The organism is Halovulum sp. GXIMD14794 (genome assembly GCF_054457455.1).
The window spans coordinates 208,214-221,639 of the sequence record NZ_JBTLNF010000004.1; the positions used below are offsets into that span (position 1 = coordinate 208,214).

Annotated in this window: 10 protein-coding genes; 8 read left to right on the plus strand and 2 right to left on the minus strand. The window is 65.9% G+C overall.

The features are described from left to right. Position 1: 1 nt before the first annotated feature. The 7 genes from ACW9UR_RS07680 to ACW9UR_RS07710 all read left to right on the plus strand — a co-directional run bounded on the left by ACW9UR_RS07680 (position 2) and on the right by ACW9UR_RS07710 (position 10,224). Positions 2–1,894, plus strand: a complete 1,893-nt coding sequence (locus ACW9UR_RS07680; RefSeq protein ID WP_458916375.1) for an ABC transporter substrate-binding protein — start codon at positions 2–4, stop codon at positions 1,892–1,894. A gap of 66 nt (positions 1,895–1,960) precedes the next feature. Then, complete coding sequence (locus ACW9UR_RS07685) at positions 1,961–2,953, plus strand: ABC transporter permease (protein WP_458916376.1); 993 nt, start codon at positions 1,961–1,963, stop codon at positions 2,951–2,953. 14 nt (positions 2,954–2,967) lie between these two features. Further along, positions 2,968–4,119 (plus strand): ABC transporter permease, encoded by a 1,152-nt coding sequence (locus ACW9UR_RS07690; protein ID WP_458916377.1) that lies wholly within the window; start codon positions 2,968–2,970, stop codon positions 4,117–4,119. An 8-nt stretch (positions 4,120–4,127) separates the two neighbouring features. Next, positions 4,128–5,810, plus strand: coding sequence for an ABC transporter ATP-binding protein (locus ACW9UR_RS07695; RefSeq protein ID WP_458916378.1), 1,683 nt, complete (start codon positions 4,128–4,130; stop codon positions 5,808–5,810). 15 nt (positions 5,811–5,825) lie between these two features. Next, complete coding sequence (locus tag ACW9UR_RS07700) at positions 5,826–7,676, plus strand: DUF2264 domain-containing protein (RefSeq protein ID WP_458916379.1); 1,851 nt, start codon at positions 5,826–5,828, stop codon at positions 7,674–7,676. 198 nt (positions 7,677–7,874) lie between these two features. Continuing rightward, positions 7,875–9,359 carry a SulP family inorganic anion transporter gene (locus tag ACW9UR_RS07705; RefSeq protein ID WP_458916380.1) on the plus strand — a complete coding sequence of 495 codons (1,485 nt, stop codon included), beginning with the start codon at positions 7,875–7,877 and terminating at the stop codon, positions 9,357–9,359. Between the two features lie 10 nt (positions 9,360–9,369). Next, the gene (locus ACW9UR_RS07710; RefSeq protein ID WP_458916381.1) at positions 9,370–10,224 is read left to right on the plus strand and encodes a universal stress protein; all 855 of its coding nucleotides are present in this window, start codon (positions 9,370–9,372) and stop codon (positions 10,222–10,224) included. 122 nt (positions 10,225–10,346) lie between these two features. Here the strand turns inward: ACW9UR_RS07710 and ACW9UR_RS07715 are convergent, their stop codons facing one another. Next, on the minus strand, positions 10,347–11,240 hold the full coding sequence (locus ACW9UR_RS07715) for an AraC family transcriptional regulator (RefSeq protein WP_458916382.1): 894 nt from the start codon (positions 11,238–11,240) through the stop codon (positions 10,347–10,349). 170 nt (positions 11,241–11,410) lie between these two features. Here ACW9UR_RS07715 and ACW9UR_RS07720 point away from each other — a divergent pair, with 170 nt between their 5' ends. Beyond that, on the plus strand, positions 11,411–12,358 hold the full coding sequence (locus tag ACW9UR_RS07720) for an SDR family oxidoreductase (RefSeq protein ID WP_458916383.1): 948 nt from the start codon (positions 11,411–11,413) through the stop codon (positions 12,356–12,358). A gap of 107 nt (positions 12,359–12,465) precedes the next feature. Here ACW9UR_RS07720 and ACW9UR_RS07725 read toward each other — a convergent pair whose 3' ends face one another. Then, positions 12,466–13,371 carry a pirin family protein gene (locus ACW9UR_RS07725; RefSeq protein WP_458916384.1) on the minus strand — a complete coding sequence of 302 codons (906 nt, stop codon included), beginning with the start codon at positions 13,369–13,371 and terminating at the stop codon, positions 12,466–12,468. Positions 13,372–13,426: the final 55 nt, after the last annotated feature.

Consider the following 13,426-nt stretch of genomic DNA (forward strand, 5'->3'; position numbering starts at 1 on the left):
AATGACCAAACATATCGGACGGCTCTGCTTGAGCACGGCCGTGCTGGCGCTGACCGCCGGCGCGCCCGCGCTGGCGAACGGCTACACCCAGGCGCCCATGCTTGCCGCCAAGGTCGAGGCGGGCGAACTGCCCCCGGTCGAAGAGCGGATGCCAGCCGAACCGCTGCAGCTCGAGGCGCCCGAGGTCGGCACCTACGGCGGCACCTGGCGCTCGACGCTCAAGGGCAATAACGACGAAGGCTGGATCCGCCGCTCGGCGAACTACGAGCCACTGGTCAGCTACACCTTCAACTGGGACGGCGTCGTGCCCAACATCGCCAAGTCTTGGGACGTGAACGAGGATGCAACGCAGTTCACCTTCCATCTGCGCGAGGGCCACAAGTGGTCCGACGGCACGCCCTTCACCGCCGAGGACGTGGTCTTCGCGATCAACGAAGTGATCAACCGCGACGACTTCCCGGGCGAACGCCCGCCCGCGCTGCTGGGCGCCACTGCATCGGCCCCCGACGCGCAGACCGTGGTGATCGACCTGCCCGCGCCGCATTCGCTGTTCCTCGAGCAGATGGCCTCGGTCGCCGGGCCGCAAGTCGTGCACATGCAAAAGGCGTTCTGCTCGCAGTTCCACCCGGACCACAACCCGGATGCCGAGAAGAACGCGACTGACGCGGGCCTCTCGGGTTGGGGCGAGGCGATGATGCTGAACTGCGGCGTGCGCCGGAACCGCAACGCCGAGCGTCCGACGCTGGCCGCGTGGGTCCAGCAGGTCGACTATGACGGCATCAACACGCCCATCACCTTCGAACGGAACCCCTACTACTTCAAGGTCGACCAGGAGGGGAACCAGCTGCCCTATATCGACAACCTGTCGATGACCCAGGTCGAGGACGCCAACTCGATCGTGCTGATGGGCATTGCCGGCGAGATCGACTTCACCAACCGCCACATCGACAACGTGGCGAACAAGCCGGTCTTCTTCGATAACCAGGAGAAGGGCGACTACCGGATCTACGACACGACCGTCGCGGACATGAACACGGCGATCATCCAGCTGAACCTGAACTACGAAGACGACGGGTTCCGCGAGCTGTTCCAGAACAAGGACTTCCGCATCGCGCTCTCGCACGGCATCGACCGGCAGGAGATCATCGACGTGGTCTATGCGGGACTGGGCGAGCCCTACCAGTCCGCGCCGCGCCCCGAGTCGCCGTTCTACGACGAGGAACTGGCCAAGCAGTACACCGAGTGGGATCCGGACCTCGCCAACCAGATGCTGGACGACATCGGCCTGACCGAGCGCAATGACGAAGGCATCCGCCTGCTGCCCGACGGCCGCCCGATCTCGATCCGGATCGACACGACGACCGATCTCGGGACCTATCTCGACATTCTCGAGCTGGTCGCCCTGCACTGGGAGGAGATCGGTATCGACCTCGACGTGCGCAAGGCCGAGCGGTCCTATGTCTACGAGCAGAAGGACAACAACCGCCACATGGCCCATGTCTGGAAGGGCGACGGCGGCCTTGGCGACGCCATGCTCGACAGCCGCTACTACGTCCCGATGCACGACGAGAGCGCCTTTGCTCTGAATTGGGCGATGAACTGGAAGGATCCGAACAACGCCAACCGCGAGGACCCGCCGGAAGCGGTCGCCGAGCAGCTGGACCTCTACAAGAAGATGTACGAGGCCGCCGATCCGGCCGAACGTGACGAGCTGTTCCGCCAGGTGCTCGAGATCACCAAGGACCAGTTCTACACAATCGGTGTCTCGCTGCCGCCGAGTTCCTACGGGATCGCATCCAACGCGATGGGCAACATCCCCGAGAACCAGCCGCACGCGTGGATCTATCCGAACCCCGGCCCGATGAACACGTCGCTGCTGTTCAAACGCCAGTAAGACCGAAAACCCGAGGGCGGCCCGCAACGCGCGGGCCGCCCCGCCCAATGGGCTTCAGGGGGACCTATGCTCCAGTTCATCGCGAACCGCATCCTGACGATGATCGGCATGACGCTCGTGCTGTCCTTCGTCTGCTTCTTCATCATCCAGCTGCCACCCGGCGACGTGATCTCGGCCTATGCGGCGGAACTTGCCGCGTCCGGCGACAGCTCGGGCGGCCAGATGGAGGAGATGCTCCGCGAACGCTACGGCCTGAACCAGCCCTTCGTCGTGCAGTACCTCAAATGGCTGCGGAACCTGCTGGTCGGTGACCTCGGCTACAGCTTCAACCTGTCCAAGCCCGTCGCCGAGATCATCGAGAGCCGCATCGGCATCTCGCTTCTGGTCGAGATGCTGGCGATCACCGTGCTCTGGGCCATCGCCGTGCCCATCGGTATCTATTCCGCCGTGCGCCGCTACTCGGTCGGCGACATGTTCGCCACCGTCTTCGGCTTTATCGGCCTTGCCGTCCCGAACTTCCTGCTGGCGCTGCTGATCATGTACCTCGTTTACGTGTTCACCGGTACGGCGGTCGAGGGCCTGTTCTCGGCCGAATACGCCAACGCCCGCTGGTCGCTGGGCCGCATCCTCGATTTCCTTTCCCACGTCTGGATCCCGGTCGTCGTCATCGCCACCGGGGGCGCCGCGCCGATCATCCGCGTGCTGCGAGCCAACCTTCTGGACGAGCTGAACAAACCCTATGTCGTCACCGCCCGCGCCAAGGGCATGAAGGAAAGCCGCATGATCATGCGCTACCCGGTGCGTGTCGCAATGATCCCGCTGGTCGCCACCGTCGGCTGGGTGCTGCCGACGATCATCTCCAGCTCGATCGTCACCGCCATCGTGCTGAACCTGCCGACGCTCTCGCCGATCCTGCTGCGCTCGCTCCTGAGCCAGGACATGCACCTCGCCGGCGCGCTGATCCTCTTCATGGGCATCCTGACGCTGGTCGGCACGCTGATCTCGGACCTGCTGCTGGCCTGGATCGACCCCCGCATACGCACCGGAATGGCGACATGAGCCGGGACGAGAACATGACACAGACAAATACCGCAGATTTCGAGTTCGAAGCCCCCACGCCCCTTGCCGTCTCGGGGACCGAGACGCAGGCCCAGCTGATCTGGCGCGCCTTCCGCGCGCACAAGCTGGCGATGGTCTCCATGGTGGTCCTCGGACTGCTCTACTTCATCGCGCTTTTCGCCGAGTTTCTGGCGCCGAACGATCCGCACGAAGTCAACGCGCGCTACACCTACGCGCCGCCGCAGGCGATCCACCTGATCGACCGGAACGAGGACGGCGGCTGGGCCTTCCGCCCGCACGTCCTTGGCTACAAGGTCGAGGTCGACCAGGTCGCCCTGCGCCGCAGTTTCGTCCCGGACCCCGAGAAGAAGTTCTACATCCACCTTTTCCCCAAAACCCACGAGACGAAGATGTGGGGCCTGTTCACCATCGACCGCCACCTGATCGGCGTCGATGGCCGGCGAGAAGTGCTGTTCCTGATGGGCTCGGACCGGCTGGGCCGGGACCTGCTGTCGCGGCTGATCTACGGCGCGCGGATCACCCTCTCCATCGGCCTTGCGGGCATCTTCATCAGCCTGCTGCTGGGCGTCATCATCGGCGGCGTCTCGGGTTACTACGGCGGTCTGGTGGACAACGTGATCCAACGCGTGATCGAGTTCATCCGCTCGATCCCACCGATACCCTTGTGGATGGGCTTCGCCGCAGCCCTGCCCCGCGACTGGACGGCACTGCAGAACTATTTCGCGATCACCCTGATCCTGTCGCTGATCGGCTGGACAGAGCTTGCCCGCGTGGTCCGAAGTCGCTTCCTGTCACTCAAGTCCGAGGACTACGTATCCGCTGCGCGGCTCGACGGGGCCGGAGACTTCCGGATCATCTGGCGGCACATGCTGCCGGCCTTCACCAGCCACATCATCGCCACCGCGACGCTCGCGATCCCCGGCATGATCCTGGCCGAGACCGCGCTCAGCTTCCTGGGCCTCGGCCTGCAAAGCCCGGTCATCTCCTGGGGCGTGCTGCTGCAGGAGGCGCAGAACCTGCGCGCCCTGGCCGACGCGCCCTGGCTGCTGTTCCCCGGCGCTTTCATCGTGGTGACGATCCTGGCGATGAACTTCCTTGGCGACGGCCTGCGCGACGCGGCCGATCCCTATGGCGACACGCAGTGAGGCCGAAGATGGAAAAACCCGTTCTGCAAGTCAGCAATCTCTCGGTCGGCTTCTCGATCCGCAGCCACACGACCGACGTGGTCCACGGCGTCAGCTTCGACCTGCACCGGGGTGAGACGCTCTGCGTCGTGGGCGAGAGCGGCTCGGGCAAGTCCGTCACCGCCCGCGCCCTGATGCGGATCTGCAAACCCGGCAAGATCACCGGCGGGCGGATCCTGCTGAACGGCCCCGAGGGCACGGTCGACATCACCGCGCTCGACGACAATGACGACCGGATGCGCGCAATCCGCGGCGACCGGATCGGCATGGTTTTCCAGGAACCGATGAGCTCGCTCTCGCCGGTCCACACCATCGGCGACCAGATCACCGAGACGATCCTCCTGCACCGCGACATGACCGATGCCGAGGCCCGCGCCGAAGCGATCGAGAGCCTGCGCCGCGTGCAGATCCCCGACCCCGAGACCGCCATCGACAAGTACAGTTTCGAGTTCTCGGGCGGGATGCGCCAGCGCGCGATGATCGCAATGGCGCTGGCCTGCCAGCCGGAAATTCTGATCGCGGACGAACCGACGACCGCGCTCGACGTGACCACGCAGGCGGAAATCCTGCGGCTGCTCAAGCGCCTTCAGGCGGAACTGGGCATGGCGGTCATCTTCATCACACACGACATGGGCGTGGTCGCCGAAATCGCCGACCGCGTCGCGGTGATGTATCACGGCAAACTGGTCGAGCTTGGCCCATCGCGGCAGGTGTTCCACGACCCGGAGGCGGCCTATACCAAGCACCTGATCGGCGCCTCCTCGCGCTTTTCGATCGCGGGGGATCACGACCGCGGCGGCACCCTGCCCCCGGCGGCGCCGAAACCGCTGCTCGAAGTGCGCGACCTGGACCTGACCTTCCGCAAGACAACCGGGTTCATCCGCCGCCGCACCAAGGAATTCCACGCGCTGAAGAAGGTGTCCTTCACCCTGCACGAGGGCGAGAACCTTGGCATCGTCGGCGAGTCCGGCTCGGGCAAGACCACGCTCGTCCGCGCCCTCGTCGGCCTGCTGAACGCCGACAGCGGCAGCGCGATGTACCAGTCCAAGGACGGCCGCAGCTTCGATCTGCTGGAGCCGGGCGCACTGCGCGGCGCGGGCCTGAACCGCGAGATCCGCATGGTCTTCCAGGACCCGTTCTCGTCGCTCAACCCGCGCATGACGGTCGAGCAGATCATCGCGGAACCCCTGATCCTCGAAGGCCGCCTGTCGCGCAAGGAGATCCGCGACAAGGCCGCCTACCTTCTGAACCGCGTGGGCCTGCCGCAAGCGATGCTGACCCGCTATCCGCACGCGTTCTCGGGCGGGCAGCGGCAGCGCATCTCGATCGCGCGCTCGCTGGCGGTCGATCCGCGCCTGATCATCGCGGACGAGGCAACCTCGGCGCTGGACGGCTCGATCCGCTCGCAGATCCTGGACCTGCTCTTCGACCTGCAGACCGAGCTTGGCCTCAGCTACATCTTCGTCGGGCACGATCTGGGCGTGGTCCGCTATTTCTGCGACCGCATCGCCGTCATGCACAAGGGCGAGCTGGTCGAGATCGACGACGCCGCCCGCATCTGCCAGCAGCCCACCCGCGACTACACCCGCAACCTGATCGCCGCCGTTCCTGGCACTGATCCGGACAACCGCCGCCTGATAGCGGCAGAATAAGACTAGGGAGACCCCATGAACCCGCTCGCGGACAACCCGCTTCGCACGCGCGACGATTTCGCCCGCTCGGCCGTCCAGCTGTGGCAGCCGCTCAAGCCCTATTTCAGCCCCGGCAAGGCGCGCGTCGACCTCGGCCTGCCCTCCGCGCATTTCACCCGAACCGCCGCCGAGCTCGAGGGCTTCTCCCGCCCGCTGTTCGGCCTGGCCCCGCTGGTGGCGGGCGGCCTGCCCTTCGATGACTGGGACATGTTCCGTGAGGGCTATATCAACGGCACCGACCCGGACCACCCGGAATACTGGGGCACGTTCGAGGACCGCGACCAACGCCTTGTCGAAAGCGCCGCGATCGGGTTCGGCTTGGTATTCGCCAAGGAAAAGCTGTGGGATCCCCTGACGGACGCGCAGAAAGAGAACGTCGCCAACTGGCTGAAGTTCTGCCAGACGCGCAAGACCGCCGACAACAACTGGCACTTCTTCCACGTCTTCGGCAGCCTCGGCCTCGAGGCCGTCGGCGTCGAGCATGACCTGACAGTGCGCCGCGACGCGCTCGACCGGCTGGAAAGCTTCTATATCGACGAAGGCTGGTACGCGGATGGCGAGGCCCGCCGCTTCGACCACTACATCCCCTTCGCCATGCACTTCTACGGGCTGATCTATTCAAAGCTCGCCAAGGGCGACGAGGAGCGCTGCCAGCGCTTCCGCGACCGCGCGCGCCAGTTCGCGCAGGAATTCCAGCACTGGTTCGACGCCGAGGGCGCGTCGCTGGCCTTTGGCCGCTCGATGACCTACCGCTTCGCGCAGGCCTCGTTCTGGGCCGGGCTCGCCTTCGCCGACGTCGAGGCGCTGCCCTGGGGCCAGATCAGGGGCCTCTGGGCGCGCAACATGCGCTGGTGGGGCAAGCGGAACTACTTCGACCGCGACGGCGTGATGCCGGTGGGCTACGCCTACCCCAACCTGCACATGTGCGAGATCTACAACTCGCCCGGCTCGCCATATTGGGCGATGAAGGCCTACCTTACCCTCGCCCTGCCCGAGAGCCACCCGTTCTGGCAGGCCGAGGAAGAGGACAAGGTCGAAACCGACGCGCTGATGCGCTCGCGGGTCGCCGGGATGCTGGGCTTCGAGGCCGGCGGCAGCCGCGTGATGCTGTCGTCCTGCAACGAGATGCGGATGCCGCTGCGCGGCGGGGCCGAGAAATACGGCAAGTTCGCCTATTCGACCGCCTTCGGCTTCTCGATGGACGCCGACCGGCGCGGCTTCCAGCAGAACCCGTTCGACAACATGCTGGCGCTATCCCGCGACGGGGCCGAGTTCTTCATCCGCTGCGAATTCGCCGAGGCGCGGATCGGCGACGACTGGCTCTGGTCGAAATGGCAGCCCGACGACGACATCACCGTCGAGACCTGGCTGATCGCCCGCGCGCCCTGGCACATCCGGGCCCACAAGGTGACAACCGCGCGGCCCCTGCTGACCACCGAGGGCGGCTTCGCCATCGAGCGCACCGACGCGGGCCTCGCCCGCCAGGGCACCCGCCCGACCGTGGCCGAAGCGATCACCAAGTCGCACGCCAGTCTTGCGGCGGACCTCTCGCCGCAGCGCCGGACGGCCAGGTTGCGCGAGAAGGTGCACCCGAACTCGTCGCTCTACTTCCCGCAGACCCATGTACCGCACCTGGAGGCCGCGCTTCAGCCCGGCACGACCTGGCTGATCGGCGCATTCGCCGCCAGCACCAGCCCGGCGGATGCCGACAGATGGCTGGCCGCGATCCCCGATGCCCCCTCCCCCGATCAGCTCGAGGCCGCCCGTGATACCGGCGAGCGCATCCTCGGCCTGAAGTTCCGCGAGGCCGAACGAAGGTTCGCCTGAGCGACGGCGCCGCGCGCGACACTCTCTCCCCGCGCGCGGCGCTTCCTTCCCGAGCTTGGCAATCGCGCCGCACCGCAGTATAGCGGCTGCGAGACCGGGTACCCTTGCGGCACGCCGGGCATTCGCCCATTCCGCCGCCCCTTCCGGACAGACAATCACGCACGCGCGCCAAATCGCCGGCGCAGGAACGGGATCGCCATGTTTTCACTTCACGCCTATCGCCAACAATGGTTCGGCAACATTCGCGCCGACCTGCTGTCGGGCCTCGTCGTCGCCCTTGCCCTGATCCCCGAGGCGATCGCCTTCTCGCTGATTGCCGGGGTCGACCCCAAAATCGGCCTCTACGCCTCGTTCTCGATCGCGGTGATCACGGCGATCACCGGCGGGCGTCCGGGGATGATCTCGGCCGCGACAGCGGCGACGGCGGTACTGATGGTGACGCTGGTCAAGGACCACGGGCTGCAATACCTGCTGGCGACGACGGTGCTGGCGGGCCTGCTCCAGATCGGCGCGGGCTTCCTGAAGCTGGGCCAGGTGATGCGCTTCGTCTCGCGCTCGGTGATGACGGGCTTCGTCAACGCGCTGGCGATCCTGATCTTCATGGCGCAACTGCCCGAGTTGATCGGCGTGCCCTGGCTGACCTATCCGCTGACCGCCGCAGCGCTGGCGATCATCTACCTGTTCCCCTACCTCACCCGCGCGATCCCCTCGCCGCTGGTGGCGATCATCGTGCTTACGGCGGCCTCGATGGCCTTCGGCTGGGACGTGCGCACCGTCGGAGACATGGGCGCGCTGCCCGACACGCTGCCGGTCTTCCTGATCCCCGACGTGCCGCTGACCTTCGAGACGCTGCAGATCATCTTCCCCTACGCGGTCGCCGTGGCGGTCGTGGGCCTGCTCGAAAGCCTGATGACGCAGAACCTGATCGACGATCTGACCGACACCACCTCGGACCGCAACCAGGAGTGCATAGGCCAGGGCCTCGCGAACCTCGGCACCGGCTTCATCGGCGGCATGGCGGGCTGCGCGATGATCGGCCAGTCGATGATCAACGTGAAATCCGGCGGGCGCGGGCGGTTGTCGTCCTTCACCGCCGGCACGGTGCTGCTGTTCCTGGTGGTGGTACTGGGCGACCTGGTCGCGCAGATCCCGATGCCCGCGCTGGTGGGGATCATGATCATGGTTTCGATCGGGACCTTCTCGTGGTCGTCGATCAAGACACTGCAGACGCACCCGAAATCCTCGTCCGTGGTGATGCTGGCGACGGTGATCGTCACCGTCTACACCCACAACCTCGCGCTAGGCGTGCTGACCGGCGTGCTGCTCTCGGGCATCTTCTTCGCCGGCAAGATCGCGCAGCTCTTCCGCGTCGAGAGTACGCTGTCGGACGACGGCCGCACCCGCACCTACACGATCATCGGCCAGCTCTTCTTCGCCTCGGCCGAGGATTTCATGAAGTCCTTCGACTTCAAGGAAGCCGCCGAAACCGTGGTCATCGACGTCAGCCGCGCGCACATCTGGGACATCTCGTCTGTTGCGGCCTTGGACATGGCCGTGCTCAAGTTCCGCCGTGACGGCGCGACGGTGGAGCTGAAGGGCATGAACGAGGCCTCGGCCACCATCGTCGACCGTCTGGGCGAGCACGACAAGCCCGGCGCGATGGACAAGCTGCTGGCGCACTAGGGAGAGCATGATGACCGACAAGATGATGGCGCTGATCGACGGCTCCGACTATTCGCGCAGCGTCTGCGAACACGCCGCCTGGATCGCGGGCCGCACAGGGCTTGCGGTGGAACTGGTCCATGTCCTCGGCCGGCGCGAGACCGGCGGCAAGGGCGACCTGTCCGGCGCGATCTCGCTCGGCGCCCGCACCGCCCTGCTCGAGGAACTCTCCAAGCTCGACGAGCAGCGCGCCCAGCTGATCACCCGCCGGGGCCGTATGATCCTCGACGATGCGCGGGCGATCCTGACCGAGGCCGGTGTGGCCAAAGCCACCGTCAACCTGCGCCACGGCGATCTGCTGGAAACGCTCTCGGACCTCGAACCCCAGGCCGAGATGGTTCTGATCGGCAAGCGCGGCGAGGCGGCGGATTTCGCCAAGGGCCACCTCGGCTCGAACCTCGAGCGTGTCGTGCGCAGCACCCGCAAGCCGCTTTTCGTCGCCAACCGCGCCTTCAAACCAATCAAGCGCGTGCTGATCGCCTATGACGGCGGCCCGGCGGCGATGAAGGCCATCGACCATGTCTCGCGGAACAAGCTGTTCCAGGGCCTCGAAGTCCGCATCGTCACGGTCGGAAAATCCGGGACTGCAGCTGAACGCGGCCTCGCGGATGCCAAGGCCGCACTGGCCGCTGGCGGTATCACAGCCGATACCGCGTTGCTGCCGGGCCAGCCCGAACAGGTTCTCGGCCCGCTGGTCGAGGACGAGGGCTTCGACATGGTCGTCATGGGCGCCTACGGCCAGGGCCGGCTGCACCACCTCTTCCTGGGTTCGACCACGACCGAGATGATCCGCGCCTGCAAGGTACCGCTGCTGCTCCTGCACTGACGGGGATATCCCGCGCCGAGACCACGATACTCCGAGAGCCATGCCCGCCAGGCATGGCTCTCGACGTGAGTCGCCCTTGCGGGCGTCCGCGCAAGCGCCGTAGCTGAAACGCCCCGTCCCGCTCACACCACCCCGGACGGCAGATGCTGAGCGTCGCTCCACTGCCTCGGCGACTGCCCGTACAGGCGCTTGAACTCCCGGCTGAACTGCGACGGGCTGACATAGCCCACGTCCATCGCCGCTTCATTCACCGTCATGCCCCCGGCGATCTTCATCGCGGCGCTGTTGAGGCGCATCGACTTCACGAACTGGATCGGGGACATGGTCGTGGCCTGCTTGAACTTCCGGTGGAACACGGCGCGGCTCATGCCTGCCCGCGCGGCCATCTCGTCAATGGATACCGGCGCGGTCAGGTCGGACGAGACATGCATGATCGATCGGGCGATCGCATTGCCCGCGCCAAAGGCCTGCCGCGCGAAGGCCCCGGCCTCGCCCTTCAGAACCGCATAGTACAGCTCGCGCAGACGCGAAGCGCCAAGCACGGCACAGTCGGTCGGGCTCTCTCCCAACTGCAGCAGCCGCAGCAGCGCGTCCGAGAACGGCTCCTCCCAGCGCGCCAGCCTGATACCCTGTGCGTCCACCCCGGCCTTCGCCGCCGGAAGACTGCCCCCTGCACTCTCCATCTCCAGCGCCAGTTCGGCCATTACCCGAGGCTCGAGCGCGATATAGACGCCATAAAGCGGGTTCTCGGGCGACGCGGCGGGCGTCCCCGCCTCGACCGGCATCGACATCGGGCAACACATGTACCGGCTGTCGTCATACACATACCGCGCCCCGTCCAGCACCGCTTCCTTTGCCCCGCTCACGATGGCGATGACGCTGGGCTCATAGACCGCCGGCGCACAGGGCACCGGCGCGGTCGCGCGAAACAGTTTCACGCCCGCCACACCGGTCTCGACCAGCCCGTCGCGGTGGATCCGGGCCTCGATAAGCTGCTTGATCCGTTCCTTGCTCATGTCGCCAATCTAGAACCGCGCACTCGGCCACGGCAACCACGTTGATACGATCAGGCAAGTATTCGCGACGATCTCGTATGTTTCCGCGCATAGGCGAGATTTATCTACACACCCAGCAATGCAACCCAAGCCCGCGCGGCCCCACCGCCGACATGTGACGGAGCACGATCATGACAGACACTCAATTCGGACCCAAGGGCTGGACGCCCGAACGCCTCGGCTCTCTCGTAGGCAAGACCTTCGTCATCACCGGCGCGAATGCCGGCGCGGGCTTTCAGGCCGCGCGCATCCTGCTTTCGAAGGGCGCGAAAGTGGTGATGCTCAACCGCAGCGCCGAGAAGTCGGTCGCCGCCATCGAAGAGCTCCGCACGGAGCTTGGCGCCGATGCCGACGTCAGCTTCGTCCGCATGGACCTCGCCGATCTTGCCAGCGTGCGCGCGGCGGCGTCGAACGTGCTGCAGACGGTCCCGAAAATCGACGCGCTGATCTGCAACGCCGCCATCGCGCAGGTGCCGACACAGAAATTCACCAAGGACGGTTTCGAAAGCCAGCTCGGCACCAACCACTACGGGCATTTCGTCCTCTGCGGGATGCTCTTCGAGCGCATCGAGCAGTCCAGTGGACGCATCGTCGTCGTCGCCAGCCTCGGCTACAAGATGGGGCTCAGAACCATCCAGTTCGACGACATGAACTGGGACAGGGCCTATCGCGCCAATCCCGCCTACAGCCAGAGCAAGCTGGCCCAGATGATGTTCGCCTATGAACTTCAGGACCGGGTGAAAGCGGCGGACAGGAACGTCGAGGTCTATGTCTGCCACCCCGGATCCTCCGCCACCTCGCTCATCAAGACCAGCGGCGGCCTGGGCACGCGGATCATGTTCGGCCTCATGACCCTGTCGCCGATGGTTCAATCGGCCGAGAAAGGCGCGTATTCGGAGGTCATGTGCGCAACCGAAGACGGGCTTGAGCAACGCGCCCTCTACGGCCCCACCGGCCGCATGGAATGGGTCGGCCCGGTCGGCAGGGGGACGCTGGAGCCCTATGCCTACGACAAACCCGTCATGGTCAGGCTCTGGGACCGGTCCGAAAAGGAAACCGGCTTCAGCTGGACCCTCTGACCCAACCCGGTCCCGCGAGCGCGCCGCAGGAAATGGCGCCCGCCTTCCATGTTCCCCAAATATCCCCGCCGGAGGCACGCGCCGCCCGCCAGGGCGGCGCGCTCCCTTCAAGCCTTTATGAAGGTGCCGTTCTGCAGGTCGCGCATCGCCTGCATCAGCTCTTCGCGGGTGTTCATCACGATCGGGCCGTGCCAGGCCACCGGCTCGCGGATCGGCTTGCCCGTCACCAGCAGGAAGCGGATCCCCTCCGGCCCCGCCTGCACGGTGATCTCGTCCCCGGTGTCGAACCGCACCAGCGTCCTGTTCCCGGTCAGGTCGCGGATGTTCAGCTCTTGCCCCCGGTACTCCTTCTCGACCTTCACCCCCACCGGGTTCGAGGCATCGCGAAACGTCCCAGAACCGGCAAAGACATAGGCAAACGCGTTGGCATAGGCGTCCACCGGCAACGAGCGGCGCACGTTCGGCGGTACGCTCACGTCCAGGTACATCGGTTCGGCGGCGATCCCGTCGACAGGACCCTTCTGCCCCCAGAACTCGCCGGTGATGACCCGCACCGAGGTGCCGTCATCCTCGACCACGACAGGGATGTCGCTGCCCTGGATGTCCTGGTAGCGCGGCGTCGTCATCTTGTGCGCCGAGGGCAGGTTCGCCCACAGCTGGAAACCGTGCATCTGACCAACCGTGTTCCCGCGCGGCATCTCCTGGTGGAGGATGCCGCTGCCGGCCGTCATCCACTGCACGCTGCCCGGCCCCAGAAGGCCCTTGTTGCCGAGGCTGTCCGAATGCTCGACCTCGCCTTCCAGCACGTAGGTGATCGTCTCAATGCCTCGGTGCGGGTGCCAGGGAAAGCCCTTGGCATAAGCGGCCGGATCGTCGTTGCGGAAATCGTCCAGCAGCAGGAACGGATCGGCCTCGGTCGGATCGCCGAAGCCGAAGACGCGGTGCAGGTGAACGCCCGCCCCCTCGATGGCGGGCTGGGCGCGGGTCTCGGATTTCACGGGTCTGAAGGACATGGCCTTCCTCCTTTCGGAAAATCGGTTTCCCGGAATATGGGCCCGTGCCCGGGTC